Annotated in this window: 12 protein-coding genes; 10 read left to right on the forward strand and 2 right to left on the reverse strand. The window is 60.9% G+C overall.

Annotated elements, in window-relative coordinates; translation table 11 throughout:
* The first annotated feature begins 6 nt into the window (after positions 1 to 6).
* Together H7C18_RS33970 and H7C18_RS33975 are read left to right on the forward strand one after the other, a co-directional pair.
* Positions 7 to 1,578, forward strand: coding sequence for an ABC transporter substrate-binding protein (locus H7C18_RS33970; protein ID WP_185133575.1), 1,572 nt, complete (start codon positions 7 to 9; stop codon positions 1,576 to 1,578).
* A gap of 111 nt (positions 1,579 to 1,689) precedes the next feature.
* Positions 1,690 to 2,853 (forward strand): SGNH/GDSL hydrolase family protein, encoded by a 1,164-nt coding sequence (locus H7C18_RS33975; RefSeq protein WP_185133576.1) that lies wholly within the window; start codon positions 1,690 to 1,692, stop codon positions 2,851 to 2,853.
* A 45-nt stretch (positions 2,854 to 2,898) separates the two neighbouring features.
* Here H7C18_RS33975 and H7C18_RS33980 read toward each other — a convergent pair whose 3' ends face one another.
* Positions 2,899 to 3,723 (reverse strand): NAD kinase, encoded by an 825-nt coding sequence (locus H7C18_RS33980; protein WP_185133577.1) that lies wholly within the window; start codon positions 3,721 to 3,723, stop codon positions 2,899 to 2,901.
* A gap of 97 nt (positions 3,724 to 3,820) precedes the next feature.
* The gene (locus H7C18_RS33985; protein ID WP_185133578.1) at positions 3,821 to 4,945 is read right to left on the reverse strand and encodes a nucleoside recognition domain-containing protein; all 1,125 of its coding nucleotides are present in this window, start codon (positions 4,943 to 4,945) and stop codon (positions 3,821 to 3,823) included.
* A 445-nt stretch (positions 4,946 to 5,390) separates the two neighbouring features.
* Here H7C18_RS33985 and H7C18_RS33990 point away from each other — a divergent pair, with 445 nt between their 5' ends.
* From H7C18_RS33990 to H7C18_RS35460, 8 genes are all read left to right on the forward strand, one after another.
* Complete coding sequence (locus H7C18_RS33990) at positions 5,391 to 5,762, forward strand: globin domain-containing protein (protein ID WP_185133579.1); 372 nt, start codon at positions 5,391 to 5,393, stop codon at positions 5,760 to 5,762.
* Between the two features lie 59 nt (positions 5,763 to 5,821).
* On the forward strand, positions 5,822 to 6,523 hold the full coding sequence (locus H7C18_RS33995) for a DUF2225 domain-containing protein (RefSeq protein WP_185133580.1): 702 nt from the start codon (positions 5,822 to 5,824) through the stop codon (positions 6,521 to 6,523).
* A gap of 215 nt (positions 6,524 to 6,738) precedes the next feature.
* Complete coding sequence (locus H7C18_RS34000) at positions 6,739 to 8,526, forward strand: sensor histidine kinase (RefSeq protein ID WP_185133581.1); 1,788 nt, start codon at positions 6,739 to 6,741, stop codon at positions 8,524 to 8,526.
* A gap of 1 nt (position 8,527) precedes the next feature.
* Positions 8,528 to 10,114: a response regulator transcription factor gene (locus H7C18_RS34005; protein WP_337914081.1), complete on the forward strand. Its 1,587-nt coding sequence runs from the start codon at positions 8,528 to 8,530 to the stop codon at positions 10,112 to 10,114.
* A 115-nt stretch (positions 10,115 to 10,229) separates the two neighbouring features.
* A complete protein-coding gene (locus H7C18_RS34010; protein WP_185133583.1) occupies positions 10,230 to 11,615 on the forward strand; it encodes an ABC transporter substrate-binding protein in 1,386 nt (461 codons plus the stop codon).
* Positions 11,616 to 11,688: 73 nt separating this feature from the next.
* Positions 11,689 to 12,567 carry a carbohydrate ABC transporter permease gene (locus H7C18_RS34015; RefSeq protein ID WP_185133584.1) on the forward strand — a complete coding sequence of 293 codons (879 nt, stop codon included), beginning with the start codon at positions 11,689 to 11,691 and terminating at the stop codon, positions 12,565 to 12,567.
* 1 nt (position 12,568) lies between these two features.
* Positions 12,569 to 13,387: a carbohydrate ABC transporter permease gene (locus H7C18_RS34020; RefSeq protein ID WP_185133585.1), complete on the forward strand. Its 819-nt coding sequence runs from the start codon at positions 12,569 to 12,571 to the stop codon at positions 13,385 to 13,387.
* A gap of 33 nt (positions 13,388 to 13,420) precedes the next feature.
* Positions 13,421 to 15,658, forward strand: coding sequence for an alpha-galactosidase (locus tag H7C18_RS35460; protein WP_238358143.1), 2,238 nt, complete (start codon positions 13,421 to 13,423; stop codon positions 15,656 to 15,658).
* The last annotated feature ends 86 nt before the right edge of the window (positions 15,659 to 15,744 follow it).

The raw sequence follows: 15,744 nt of genomic DNA on the forward strand, positions 1-15,744 counted from the left end.
TAACCGTTGAGAACGAGAAAGACGACAACGATGAAATGGATGGCCGCGGCCGCGGCGGCAATGCTGCTCGCGACGGGATGCAGCCAGAACGACAACTCGAATGCGCCGGCCGCTTCGCCGTCCGCCGGCTCGGCCGGCAGCCCGTCGGCTTCCGGCAGTCCTTCGGCATCCGGCGGCGCAAGCCAGACCGGCGCCGAGCTTCCGCCGGTCGATCTGACGTGGTATTACGGCACCAGCCAGCAGCAGCCGGGTCAGCAGGATGTGGAGGACGCGGTCAATCAATATTTGAAAGAACATACGGATTTGAACGTCACGCTTCATCTGAAGCCGGTCGATTTCGGCAGCTACGATCAGAAAATGAACGTGGCCATCTCGTCGGGCGAGCCGATGGACATCGTCTGGACGACGGCATCCTGGCTGCTGAAGTATAACGAGAATGTGAAGAAGGGCGCCTTCCTCGCCCTCGACGACCTGCTGCCCAAGTATGCTCCCCAAACCTTCACGGAGATGATGCCGGAACGGTTCTGGGAGAACGTGAAAGCGGATACCGACGGGAAAATTTATGCCATTCCCAGCTACCAGGTCGCCGCCACGGCGTTCGGGTACGTGTTCCAGAAGCGGTTCGTCGACAAGTACAATTTCGATATCACGACCGTCAAGAAGCCGGAAGACCTGGAGCCGTTCCTGGAGACGCTCAAGAAAAACGAGCCCGGCGTCATTCCGTTCGCCTTCCAACCGGGCAATAACGGGCCGACCGACTCCGATCTCAAGAACGCTTCCGGCATCACGTACGAAGCGAGCGACCCGTACCAATCTCTTGTCCGGGAGGAGACTCCGCAATATAAGGCCTATTTGGACCTGATGCACGATTGGTACAAGAAAGGCTACATCTATTCGGATCTGGCTACGGTCAAGGATTTCAACCAATTGACGGCCCAAGGCAATATCGCCGTCATGACCGACGTCACGTTCAAGCCGGGCGGCGAGGCGTCTTATCCGCCCAAGAACGGCGGCAACGAGGTCGTACGGCAGCGGATTACCGAGCCGACGTTCACCGGCGTGACCACGTCCATGAACGCGATCAGCATCACGTCCAAAAACCCCGAACGCGCGCTCATGCTGCTCGAGCGGGTCAATACCGACAAGGAGCTGTACGGTTTGCTCAGCTACGGCATCGAAGGCAAGCACTACACGCTGACTTCCGACGGCTTGTACCAGCCGGTCGACGGTTCGACGTACGCTCCTTCCATCGACTGGGTGTTTGGCAACCAGTTCAACGGACTCGTGCGGCCCGGGCAGCCGGCGGACGTGTTCGAGCAGACGAAGAAGCTGAACGAGGAGGCCGAAATTCCGGTGCTCAACGACTTCCACTTCGACGATTCGAGCTTGAAGACCGAAGTCGCGGCGGTAAGCGCGGTCCGGGCGGAGTATGCCATTCCTCTGGAGACGGGAACCGTCGATCCGGCGGTTCAGCTCCCCAAATTTTTGAGCGCCTTGAAGAAGGCCGGCATCGACAAGATCACGGAAGAGCAGAACAAGCAGCTGGCCGCCTGGGCGACGAAGAACGGCAAGCAGTAAGGGACGACGCGAAGCGGGCATTCGCCGGGCGTTCGGCCCGGCGGCTTTCAAATCGTCAGCATAGAGGAATCGTTGGCGCGGCCTGGCTGAGATATCGAAAGGATGAAACGAATGAAGCTTCAGGAAAGGCAAAGCCCGTTCTCCGATTACGCGATGAGGGACGGCTTGCGGCGGTTCGCGCGCAAGTTGAAGGAAGGCCGCGGGGTAACCGTGGCCTTCCTCGGGGGCTCCGTCACGGAAGGAGCCGGAGCTTCGGACGGGGAACGAACGAGCTACCGGGCGCTGACGTGCCGGTACCTGACGGAGCGGTATCCTCTCTCCAGCCCCAAGTTCGTCAACGCCGCGATCGGAGGAACCGATTCGGTCTACGGCGCTTTCCGTCTGAAAGAGCACGTACTGCGGCAAGGGCTGCCCATCGATCTGTTGTTCGTGGAGTTCGCGGTGAACGACGCCGGAGACCGGGATGCGTCGGTCCGGGCGATGGAAGGCATCGTTCGCCAGGCCCGGCGCGCTTGTCCGGACATCGATATCTGTTTTCTCTACACCGCACGAAAAGAAGACGTCGAGCTTTTCCGGACGGAGGGCAAGGAGCAGGCGAACGTCGACCACCACGAGGAAGTCGCCGAACGTTACCGGCTTCCTTCGGTGCATATCGCCCGCGAAATCTACCGCCGCGTCGCGGCCGGCGAGATCGGCTGGGAACGAATCAGCGGGGACAACGTGCATCCGAACGACTTCGGCTATGCGCTGTACGCCGAATTCTTGCGGGACTTTCTGGATACGGCGCTGCGGACGGAAGACGGAGGAGCGCCGGAGCCGGGTAAGGAGACGCCTGATCCTGCTCCGTTGCATCCGCTGTCTTACGCCGTCGCCGACCTGCGCTCGCCGCACGAGATCGGGCAGGCGGAAGGCTGGGAGAAACTCGAAGATTGGACGTTCGAGCATGTCTGTTATTGGAAGCTTCCAGGCCGAATCTTGTTTGGGAACCGGATCGGCGCGAGCTTCCGGTTCGACTTTTACGGGACGGCCGTCGGCTTCTCGATGCTCGCCGGAATCGACCTCGGCAACGTCGACTATTCCATCGACGGCGGGCCTTTTCAAACGGCGGAGCTGTTCGACGAGAAGTGCGCCGACTTCTATCGGCCGAAGATCGTGCTGCTGGCGGACAGCCTCGCTCCCGGCGCGCATTCGCTCGACATCCGGATCTCGGAGAGCAGGCATGCGCTCAGCGAGGGCCACGCGGTACGCCTGTTGAATTTCCTGGTCAACGGATAAGAGCGTGAAAACTTGAATATACGCAAAAAAAGGGCCGCGCTTTCGCTAGCGCGGCCACTTTTTCGTAAAGCCTTGGTTCTCGTCCCAGCCGATGAACGCTTCGCGGACGCGGTTCCAGAACGGGAACGGCCGATAGCGGGCGAAATGGACTTTCTCGGGCGCAACGGAGCAGATGATGGATCGGACTTCCTGGAACTGAAAGACGAGATGGTCGATGCCGACCGCCAGCGGCTCGTCCGGATCGGTGACGATGTCGCAATGGTGGTGCTTCGGCAGAATGATCGAAGAGCCCAGCGTCCGGTAGACCCGGTTGTTGATCGAGGCGATCTCGGCGATCTGCAGCGCTTCGAGGTGCGGATGGATGATCGCGCCGTTGACGCTCTTGTTGTAGCCGGTGCTTCCCGTCGGGGTGGAGACGACGATGCCGTCGCCCCGGAACATCTCGAACGGCTCGTCGTTGATGTTGAGCTGGGCGACGAGCGTCCCGTCCACGCTCTTGAGCGTAAATTCGTTCAGCGCAAGGTAGACCGTCCGTCCGGCGTCCGTCACGATCTCGACTTTGAGCAGCGGGTAGCTGACGGTCGTCGGCTTCAGCGTCGCCATCCGCTCAAGCAGCTCGGGAAGCTCGTCCTTCTTCCAATCGGCGTAGAAGCCGAGATGTCCCGTATGCACGCCGACGAACGCCACGGTTCCGACGCGGTCGCGGAAGCGATGAAACGCCTGCAGCAGCGTGCCGTCTCCTCCGATCGACAGCACGATGTCGGGGGACTCGTCGTCCCGGGTCAATTCTTTCTCCTGGGCCATCTGATGGAATTGCTCCGCCAAATCGCGGGACAACCGGTCTCCCCGGTCGAGCAGCGAATATTTCAAGGGGGTTCTCCTTCCGTTCCTCTCGGTTCGTTCCTTTAGATACGATCATAAACAATAACGGTGGGGAAAACAATGCCGGAACCCGGGAACGCCGCCGTTACGGGGAAGAAGGAGCGAGCACCGGCCAGAGCGCGAAGACGAGAGCGACGGCCAGCGCGGAATGCAGAAGCCTGGCTTTGAGGAACGGGCCGTAGCGCCATTTCGTCCCGCTCATCAGACCGGCGACCTGCGCGTGAACGGACAGGCCGCCCCAGGAGAGGACGAAGGCGGCGGCGGCCACGCGCTCGAGCAAGGGGACGGCCATGCCGGACGCTCCTCCTTGCGCGGCGGCGCGGGCGCCGAGCGTCACCTCGAACGCGCCCCGCACGAGCGAGTCCGCGAGTCCCGGCGCGACGCCCGCGAGCCGCAGCAGCGCGGCGAGCAGATCCCGCATCGCTTCAAGCAGCCCGCTCTGAAGCAGCAGTTCCAGCGCGGCGGAGAAAAAAACGACCAGTCCGCCGACGACGATCATCAGCCGAATCGAAGATTCCAGCGATTGCTGCAGCATCAGCCCGAACGGCCGCCCGTCCGCCAGGCGGGCGCGATGCATGGCGGCGACCGCTTCGCGCAGCCGGCCGCCCTTTCGCTTGGCGGCTGCGTGGCCGGCTGCCGCCTCGCCCGGCTTCGCGCCGCCCTTCCCGCGCAGCAGCAGGCCCATCAGGATGGCGCCGCCGTAGTGGGCGGCAGCCAGCACCGGGACGATGTCCGCCCGGCCGAAAAAACCGATGCAAACGGCGCCGATCAGGAAGATCGGATCGGACGACGTCGTCATGGCCACGAGCCGCTCTCCTTCGTCGCGGTCCACCAGGTTCTCCTCCATGAGGCGGGAAGTCAGCTTGGCACCGACCGGATAGCCGGAAGCGAAGCCCATCGCGACGACGAACCCGCCCGCGCCGGGCACGCGGAACAGCGGACGCATGAACGGGTCGAGCAGCTTGCCGGTCAAGTGGACGACGCCGAAGCCCAGCAGCATATCGGACAGCACGAAAAACGGGAAAAGCGCGGGAAACAATACGTCCCACCAGACGGCCAGCCCTTTCAAAGAGGCCGACAGCGCGACTTGCGGCATGGCGAGCGCCAGACCGCCGATCATCGCCACCGCCAGCCCGATTCCGATCGCCGGAAGCCAGCTTCCGGCCGAGGAGGGGCTTGACCGTCCGGGGGATTTCGCCGACAGCCGCATCGCGAACGCACCCCAATCCGTAAGAGAACTCTCGTCCCACTATATGAGACTGGCCTCCGTTTCTTTCCGCCAACATTTTTTGTAACCGGTTGCAAAAATGATGTGATCAAATTTCGGCCTTTATGGTACAATAGAATCAGAAGCGAAGCGGATATAGAAAACGTCTTCCGGACGAACCGCGAACAGAAGAGGACGGAGGGATCGGCATGGCGGCAATTGTGGCAGGCTTGCTTGTATGCGCTTTCGTTTACGTCATTCGGGAATCTTTGGCATCTCCTGAGGAAGAATGGTAAATCGTCGGACCATCACCGGTTTCATCGCCCTCCTCCGGGCGATTTTTTGTTTTTTGGGAGATTCGCACCGGTTCGTTTGTGTTATAATGAAGGCGTTTCGGTAGAAGGAAAGTCCTGGTTTACCGGCAATAGCGGAAAGGGGGCTGATTCTTTTGGCCTACTCAACGATTTATGAAGCTGCCGGCGGCGCTCCGGCCATCCGTGATCTTGTGGAGAGATTCTACCCGAAGGTGCAGGAGCATCCGCTGCTCGCTCCTCTCTTCCCGGAAGATATCACGCCGGTCATGGAAAAGCAGTACCAGTTTTTGAGCCAGTTTTTCGGCGGGCCTACGCTTTATTCCGACGAGCACGGCCATCCGATGATGCGCGGCCGGCATTTGCGCTTTCCGATTACCGAGGAGAGGGCGGAGGCCTGGCTGGACTGCATGAGGCGCGCGCTCGCCGAGACGTCCCTGCCGGAAGACCTGCAGGCGTTAATGCTGGAACGGCTGTCCGGTCCCGCGCACCATTTCGTCAACAGCTGAAGCCAATACGATGAGCCGCCCGTCCGCTTCGCTTCGGACAGGCTCCGGGGGAGACCGATGTGGATCCTTTATATGAGACCAAGATTACTTGCCCGTGCTGCCGCTCCGTTTTCCGGACCTCGCGCGTAAGATCCAGCTTCAAGAAGGCGACGAGGACGGATTCGGACTTCTGCGCCTATTTCGACCTGATCAATCCGGACTTCTACGTGGTCCGGGTCTGCCCTTACTGCGGCTTCGCCTCGACGGAGAGCTTCCGCGAACAGCTGCCCCAGCCGCATATCGAACTGTATCTGGAGAAGATGGGGAAGCTGTGGAAGCATCGGGACTACGGCGGCGAGAGAACCGCCCAGGAAGCGATGGAATGCTACAAGCTGGCCTTGTTGACGGCGCAGACCGTCAAAGAGGCCGTTCGCATCGTGGCCGGGCTGCTTCATCACATCGCCTGGCTTTACCGGTACGAGGGCAACAAGGAGATGGAGGACAAGTTCCTCGCCTTCGCGCTGGACGCTTACGTCCAGGTGTACCAGACGGAGATGGGCGCGGTGAACAACGCCCGCCTTCTATACTTGATCGGGGAGCTCAACCGGCGGCTTGGCAAGCCCCATGAAGCGGTTCGCTGGTTCAGCCGGGTGATTCACGACAAGAGCATCACGGACGCTTCGATGATCCGGGCATCGCGGGAGCAGTGGACGCTGCTGCGGGAAGAGATGACCGGCAACGGACTCGAGCTTCCGGAAGAGATGAGGCGAAGCGGCGCCTGAAGGCGCCGGCGCGGTTCGAGCCTCATAACGCTTGATCCTTGGCGATCGCTCTCTTGCTTGGCCTTCCGGGCCGGCGGAGAGCGATCTTTTTTTATCCCGCCCCAAGAGCCAAAATTTTGAACATCCGAATCCCAAAAAGTTAAATTGTTCGGCGACGCCGGGGTGAGATAAAATGATGGGAACGAAGCGAAGCGCATGGAGGGAAAGACGTCAACATGATCAAGCGGCTGTTCGTTCCCCGAAGCATACGCGCCAAGATCGTCTGGAGCACCGTTCTGATCTCGCTTCTGCCGCTCCTCATCCTGTCCTTCCTTTTCTACCGGACGAGCGCCCGCTCGCTGGAGCAGACGATGATCCGCAGCTCGGACCAGAACGCGGAGTACTTATCGGGCTACCTGAATCAATACTTTCACAACATCTCGACTTCCGCCCTGCAGGTGTACGGGTTCGAACGGATCACGAACATGATGAAGCACGGAGTCAGCTACAACGATCCGGACGTTCTCAACTTGAACGAATCCCTGAAGAACTATTATCTGCTCGTCCAGAACAAGAATCTGGACATCATCAAAATCATGATCTACGGCAAGGACAACAAGCTGGAGGATTCCTGGTCCCGCGCATCCAGCTACGACGCGATCCGCTTCGAACAGAGCGTTCCGAACTATAAGGAAATGCTCGATTTGCCTTTTCAGCATACGATGATGTTCACCTACTCGGACGACGCGCTGCACCAGGATTTTTTCGTCTATACGATCACGATTTACGACCCCTTTTACCGGGAAAAGTTCGGTACTCTCGTCTTCTACATCAAGAGTACGGCCTTGGCGAAGATCGTGGAGTCGAACAACCGGCCGCCGAACGTGATCGTGCTGCAGAACGGGCGGGGCGACGCGTTCTACCGGACGAACGGCAAGTATGAAGGCATCGTGCAGAAGTACGTGCGCTCCGACCAAGCGGTCAGCCCGGATCCAAGGAATATCACGTTCGCGAAGAACAAGGATCTGCTCGTCGGAACGTCCTATCTCGACGACGCCAACATCGCGCTGACGATCGTTTATCCGAACACGGAATTGGCTCGCAACCGCCGCAACACGCTGCTGATCACGATCGGGGCGCTCTTGTTCGTCATGGCGGTGATCTCGCTTTTCTCCCTGCTCGCCCAGCAGTATGTCACCCGCCCGATTCAACGGCTCGGCAGGGCGATGAAGGCGGTACGCAGCGGCAATTTTCACATGACGCTGAAGACGCCGAAGCATCGGGACGACCTGTCGGAGCTGACGCGCAACTTCAACTTCATGACGGACAAGATCCGCGAGCTGATCGAGACGGAGTATCAGGCGCAGCTTCGCAACAAGGAAGCGCAAATTTTGGCGCTGCAGATGCAGATCAATCCGCATTTTCTGTACAATACGCTGCAGACGATCGGCGGCAAGGCGGTGCTGGCCGGCGATTACGAGATTCACGAGATGTGCCGGGCGCTCGGCGACATGTTCCGCTACAGCTTCTACGAGGGCAATCTCGAATCGACGATCGGCCAGGAGCTGGCGCACGTCAACAATTATTTGTACCTTCAGCAGCTTCGGTTCGAGGATTTGCTGCTGACGGAATTCGACGTCGACGCCTCTTTGATGGATTGCTCCGTCATCCGCTTCGTGCTTCAGCCGATGATCGAGAATGTCGTCATCCACGGGCTGGGCAAGCGGGAGCGGCAGCTGAAGCTGAACGTCGGCGCCTTCCGGGAGCAGGACGACGTCGTCATCGAACTGAAGGACGACGGCCCCGGCATCGAGCCGGCCCGGTTGGCGGCCCTGCAATCGGGGCTGGAGCGCCGGTCCTACGAGGTGTTCTCCGGCGTCTCCATCGGATTGAAGAACGTTCACGAGCGCATTCGGCTGGCGTACGGCCCGGCTTACGGGTTGACCGTCGACAGCGAAGCCGGCGCGGGAACGAGAGTGGCGATACGAATTCCCTATAAGAAACGAGGGACCGAGTTTGTATAAAGTGATGGTCGTGGACGACGAATCCTTGGGGCGGATGTCGGTCAGCAAGATGATCAACGAGCTGGCGCTGGACCTGGAGGTCATCGCCACGGCGAGGCACGGGGAGGAGGCGCTGGCGCTTATCCGCATCAACAAGCCGCACATCGTTGTCACCGACATGAACATGCCGGTCATGAACGGCCGGGAGTTTCTGGAGAAGCTCTACGAGCAGTACGGCGAGATCAAAGTCATCGTCATCAGCGGCTACTCGCAATTTGAATTTTTGAAGGCGGCCCTGACATACGACGCATGCGAATACGTGCTTAAGCCGGTATCTCTGCCGGATTTGCGGAACGCGATGCTCAAAGCCGTCGGGGCGGTCCGCGAATACTCCAGCCGCCAGCAGGAGCGAAGGTTCTCGCAGGACATGCTCAAGCTTCGGAGAGAAGTGTTCCTCCAGAATGTGACGAGCGGCCGCATCTCGAACCGGTCGGATATCCGCCGGCAGGCGAAGGAGCTCCAACTGCCGGAGCCTGAATCGCCCTGCCGGCTGGCGGTGTGCATGATCCGTCAGTTCCGCGACATTACGGAGCGGAAGTTCCACGGCAACGCCGACCTGTTCCTATTCAGCGTCGAGAACATTCTCGGCGAAGTGCTTCGCGAAGCCGTTCCGGCGAACAACGCTCCGGTCCCTTACAAATCGGACGACCGGCTGCGGCTTTGTCTGCTTCTGCCGGAAACGCCGTTCGACCGCGATCGCATTCACGGATTGCTCTCCAATTTCCATGCCGCCATGAAGACGATGCTGGACGCGGATGTCATCGCCGGCATCAGCCCGATCTGCATGCAGCCGGACAAGCTGCTGGAGGCGTTCCGGTCCGCGGACGGCGCGCTTCTGGTCAATCCGCTCGGCGCCGACGGACTGTCGATTCGCTGGGCCGAGCTCTCGGCAGCCGAATCGGGCGAGACGGGCCTGCTGTCTTCCTTCGACCTGAAAGCGTTCGGCCAGGCGCTCGCAACCGGCAACGGAGACGCCTTCCGCCGGCTGGCGGAGGAGCTCGCCCGCAAGGCGGAAAGCCGCGCGGACCTCACGATCCGCGAGGCTCATCGGGCGCTGCGGAGCGTGTTGGAGACGGCGGCCTCCGAGCGGCCGGGCATCGCTTCCTCTTATCCGGCACTGTTCGGCGCCGGAGCGCTCGATGCCCTGCTGGACATCGGGCAGCTGCGGGCGTTCCTGGCGCTTGCGGCGGAAGCGATCGGCGGCGGCCCCTCCCGAGGCCCGACCGATGCGTCCCGCTCCGTCGAGGAGATCGTTCGCTACCTCGACGCCCACTACTTCGAGGACGTCAGCCTGATCGACGTCGCCACCCGGTTCCACCTGGACCCGAGCCACTTAAGCAAGCTGTTCAAGTCGGTGACGGACGAGAACTTCATCGAATACGTTACGCGCAGGCGAATGGAGAAGGCGTGCGAGCTGCTGCGCGCATCCGACCGCAAAATCAACGAGATCGCCGAGCTGGTCGGGTACGAGAACCAGCGCTACTTCAGCCAAGTGTTCAAGAAGTTCACGGGACAAACGCCGTCGGAATATCGCGAGGCAAAATCTTGAACATCGAATCCCCAAATTATTGGATTCCGCCGTTCCTTGCCGGGGGAGTAAGATGAACAGCAGAACGAAGCGGCATTCGCTTCCGGACTACATTATCAAGTGAAGGGGTAACCAGATGAAAAGAAGTGCCGGCATCATCCTCAGCTCGTTCCTGCTCACCGTTGCTCTCTCGGCTTGCGGCGGAAGCAACGACGGGAATAGCGCCAATAACGCCAGCGGCGGCTCCGCCAGCCCGTCCGGCGCATCCGAGCCGGCGGGAACGGCTTCCGCGTCCGAATCCGCCTCTCCCTCCGCATCGGCCTCCGCTCCCGCGGACGACAAGCCGGTGACGATTACGTTCATGCATTTCAAAAGCGACGTAACGGACGGCGTCAACAAGATCGTCGAGCAGTTCGAAAGCGAGAATCCGAACATCAAGGTGGACGTGCAGCCGGTCAAATACGACGACTATTACACGCTGCTGAAGACGAAGATGGCCGGAGGGGACGTCGTCGACGTGTTCACGCTGAATGCCGGCGCCCAGGCGAAGCTGTTCAAGGACGGCGGCTATCTCGAAGATTTGACGGACCAGCCGTTCATGACAAGCTTCGATCCGGGCGTCCTGCAGGCCCAGGCGACGGACGGCCGCAACTACATCATGCCGGTGAACGCCGGACCGATCGCCGTGTATTACAACAAGAAGATCTTCGGAGATCTCGGCATCGAGGTGCCGAGAACGTACGATGCGCTGATGGCGGCCGCCCAGAAGATCAAGGACGCCGGCAAGACGCCGTTCGCGCTCGGCTGGAAGGACATCTGGACGCTCGGCATGTGGTCCACGCGCGATCTGCCCAGCAACACCGTGCTGGTCGCGAAGCAGACGGACTTTTTCGACAAGCTGGAGAAGGGCCAGGCGAAGTTCGCGGACAATCCGGCGATGAAGACGACGCTGGATCATGCGATGCAGCTGTTCAAGTATGGCAACAAGGATCAACTGGGCGTCGATTACAACGGCAGCGTGGATTTGTTCGCCCGGGGAGACGCCGCGATGCTGTACTCGGGCACCTGGCCGCTGGCGGACATCCAGAAGAAAAATCCCGACTTGTACAACGTCGGCATGGGCGTATTCCCTTACCCGTTCAGCAACGACGAAAGCCTGAACAAGCTGGAATTCAACCCGGACGCCTCGCTCGCGGTCAACAGCAAGTCGCAGCATAAGGACGCGGCGATGAAGTTCCTGGCGTTCATGGCGAGCAAGGAAGGCGGCGACCTGTGGGTAAAGAACGTCAACTCCCTGAGCTACGTCAAGGGGACGTCCACGGATATCGCGCCTGCGATGGCCGATCTGAAGCCGTATCTGGACAACGGACAGACGTACGATTCGCAGTCTTACATGAGCCATACGACGATCGACTGGGGTACCCCGCTCAGCCAGGAGCTGGAGAAGATGTTCTTCGGCAAGGAGACGGAAGACCAGGTTATCCGGAACATGGACGATTGGGTCGCCAAGAATCACAACTAAAACGGGACAGTACGATTCGGACGGCATGGGCCTAAGCCTGTGCCGTCCGCTGTCGGGAAGGAATGGAAGCATCATGGCGCAATGGAAACGTAACCTTCGTGGGGAGATGTGGTATTTGCTGTTCCTCCTGCCGGGCATCCTCCTGTTCGTGCTGGCGGTACTCGTCCCGCTCGTCACGGGAGCCCGGTATTCGTTCACGGACTGGGACGGCGTCTCTCCGAAGCTGCACTACACCGGCTGGGAAAATTACGCGAACGCGTTCCGCGATTCCGATCTGTGGGACACGCTCGGCAATACGTTCAAATTCGCGATCATCGTCACGATTCTCGTCAATATCCTGTCGCTTTTGCTGGCGCTGCTACTGGACACGTACTTGAAGTTCCGGAACGGCTTCCGGACGATTTTTTTTCTGCCGAACGTCATCTCCATCGTTCTCTCCGGCTTCGTCTGGAGCTACAACTACAGCCAGGGCTTCCCGAATCTGCTCCGCTATTTCGGTCTCGATATCACAAGCCCGCTCGGCAATCCCGACTACGCGATGCTCGGCCTGATCCTCGTCGCCGTCTGGCAGGGCGTCGGCTCGCCGATGATCATCTATATCGCCGGCCTGCAAGGCGTCCCCGGCGAGCTGATCGAGAGCGCCCGGATCGACGGAGCCGGCGTTTTCCGGATTTTCCAGAGCGTCAAGCTGCCGCTGCTCGCGCCTTCGATCACGATCAATCTGCTGCTCGTGCTGACCGGCTCGCTCAAAGTATTCGATCTCGTCTACGTGACGACGAACGGCGGCCCCGGCTTCGCGACCGAAGTCATCTCGACGTTCATCTACAAGACGTCGTTCGCCAACTATAAGGCCGGTTACGGCATGGCGCTGTCGATGATCTTCTTCCTCATCCTGGTCATCGTCACGATCGTGCAGCTGGCCATTTTCCGCAGACGGGAGGTGGAGATGTAAGATGAGGCTGACCCGCATCCTCACGTTCGCGCTCGTCGCGCTGCTGGCGCTCGTGTTCCTGTTCCCGCTGTACGTCGCCCTGCTCATGTCGCTGAAGACGGCGCAGCAGACGTTCCAATCGTTCTACGCTCTGCCTCCGAGCCTAAACTTGTCCAATTTCGTGAACGCCTGGAAAACGTCGCAATACCCGACGGCCATCCTGAACAGCCTGCTCGTCACGGCCATCTCCGTCGCGCTTATCATCGTCGCCTCCGCGCTCGCCGGCTACGCGATCGCCCGGCGGAACAAGCCTTTTTACAACTTTATCTTCGTGCTGTTCCTGTCGGGCATGATGGTGCCGTTTCAGGTGACGATGCTGCCGCTGTACAAGTTGGGAAAGTCGCTTCATCTGATCAACACCCACTGGGGGCTTTCGCTCATTTACGGCGGAATGGGCGTGCAGATGGGCGTCCTGTTCTACACGGGTTTCGTCAAGGGCATCTCCCGAGAGATCGAGGAGGCAGCCCGCATAGACGGCTGCTCGACGCCCGGCATCTTCGCCCGGATCGTGCTGCCCCTGCTGAAGCCGGTAACGGCGACGGTGCTCGTGCTGAACGCGCTGTACATCTGGAACGACTTCCTGCTGCCCTTGCTTTACTTGCAGGATAAGCACTACCGTACGATTCCGCTGCAGCAATACTTCTTCTTCGGCCAGTACAGCAGCGATTTGAACCTCGCGTTTGCTTATGCGGTCATGGGTATGCTCCCGATCATTGCGTTTTTCCTGTTCATGCAGAGGTTCATCATCAAAGGGATCGCCGCCGGCGCCGTCAAGGGCTAGAAGCGAAACTAGCGGAACGAAGGAGTGGCCTCATTGTCGATCGTATACTTGGAAAAGCACCGCCTGTTCGAGATTCGCACCGCCCGTACGTCGTATCTGTTCGGCGTGAACGAGAAAGGGACGGTCCAGCACCTGTATTGGGGAGCCCCGGTCGAAGCCGCGGATTGCGCCGGGCTGCTGCGCGGGCGGCATCACAGCTCCTTCGATGCGGACGTAGACCGCGAGACGGAAGAGTACGGGGGCTGGGGCGGCTGCGGCTATGCCGAGCCCGGCCTGAAAGCAACGTTCGCGGACGGCGTTCGGGATGTAAGGCTGAATTACGAAGGGTACGAGATTTGGGGAGACAACGAGCTGGTTTTGCGGCTGAAAGATGAGCATTACGAGCTGAGGGTCGACGTTCGCTACAAGGCGGTGCCCGAGCACGACCTGATCGAACGGTACGTACAGGTGAGCAACGGCGAAGCGCAGCCGGTCCGGATCGAGCAGGTCATGGCCGCGATCTGGTCGGTGCAGCGGCTGCCGGCGTACCGGATGACGCATGTGGCCGGCCGCTGGGCCGGCGAGTACCAGCTGCGGCGAACCTTCCTGTCCGAAGGCAAGAAAACGATCGAGTCCCGCCGGGGCTTTACCGGGCCGCACGCCAATCCGTGGCTGGCGATCGACGACGGGAGCGCCGGCGAGGAGACGGGCAGCGTCTGGTTCGGCGCGCTCGGCTGGAGCGGGAACTGGAAGATCGTCGCCGAGAAGACGACGTTCGGTCACGTCCGCATCGCCGGCGGGGTGAACGACTTCGACGGCGCATTCTCGTTGGCGCCGGGCGCCAGTTATACGTCGCCCGTCTTCGTGGGCGGCTTCACGGCCGGCGGCTTCGGCGGGATGAGCCGCAGCCTTCACCGGTACGAGCGGGAGTGCGTGCTGCCGACGCGCAAGCTGCGCAAGGTGCTGTACAACTCCTGGGAAGCGACCGAGTTCGCGGTGACCGCCGAAGGGCAGAAGGCGCTGGCCCGACAGGCGGCCCGGCTCGGCGTCGAGCGGTTCGTCGTCGACGACGGCTGGTTCGGACAGCGGCACAGCGACCGGGCGGGGCTCGGCGATTGGTACGTCAATCCCGAGAAGTTCCCGAACGGCTTGCAGGAGCTGATCGACGAGGTGAAGAGCCTCGGCATGGAGTTCGGGCTGTGGGTCGAGCCGGAATCGGTCAATCCGGACAGCGAGCTGTACCGGAAGCACCCGGAGTGGACGTACCAGTTCCCGACCCGGACCGGCACCCAGCTTCGCAACCAGCTTCTGCTCAACCTGGGCTTGCCCGAAGTGAAATCGTTCGTCCTCGGCTTCATGACGGACCTGCTGTCGACGTATGATATTCGGTTTATCAAGTGGGACATGAACCGGACGGTTACGGAGCCCGGCGTCGTCCCGCTGCGGGAGCATTTCGAGGAATCGGGACGACCGGAGTATGACGGGCACCCGGAAGGGGCGGTCAGTCTGGGGGGAGCGGAGCCATGGACTGGATCGGCCGGTATGGAGGGCATCGAGCATTCGGGAGGATCGGTCTGGCTGAGGCACGCCGAGCATCTGTACGAGATATGGGCGGAGCTGCGGGCCCGGTTCCCCGACGTGGAATTCGAGACGTGCGCGGGCGGCGGCTCCCGGATCGACCTCGGCATTCTGCGATATGCCGATCAGGCGTGGATCAGCGACAACACGGACGCGCGCGACCGGCTGGCGATCCAGGAGGGCTTCTCCTACGCCTACGCGCCCGCGGTCATGATGTGCTGGGTGACGGAATCGCCGCACGGCTTCAACGGGCGCTCCCTTCCGCTGTCGTATCGCTTCCACAGCTCGATGATGGGCGGCCTCGGCATCGGCGCCGACATCGGCAAGTGGCCGGATGACGAGATCGCGGAAGCGGCCGCTTACGTCGAGCTGTATAAGCGGATCCGGCCGATCGTGCTGGAGGGCGATCTGTACCGGCTGGAGCCGCTGGGGCCCGGGAATGGGCAGGAGCGTTCCAATCTGGCGGTATATGAATACGTCGGCCCGGACGGGGAGGAGGCGGTGGCGTTCGTTTTCTTGCAATCGCAGCATTTCGGCAGCGAATTGCTCCATCTGCCGCTGCGCGGACTCGATCCGCAGGCGGCGTACGAGGTGCGCGTGAACGAAGGCGAGCCGGCGGTCCGCAGCGGCTCCACGCTCTTGCACTTGGGCGTCCCGATCGGGCTGCGCGGCGACTACAAGAGCTTGCTGATCCGGCTGAAAAAGCTGCCGTAACGGATACGGCGCGGCAAGCCGCTTGCGAGAGGACCGGGCCGTATTTGGCGCGGCTGATCGCGGGTGGCTTTTCGTATTATTAGGTC

It is taken from the genome of Cohnella zeiphila (assembly GCF_014212055.1).
GTDB lineage: Bacteria > Bacillota > Bacilli > Paenibacillales > Paenibacillaceae > Cohnella > Cohnella zeiphila.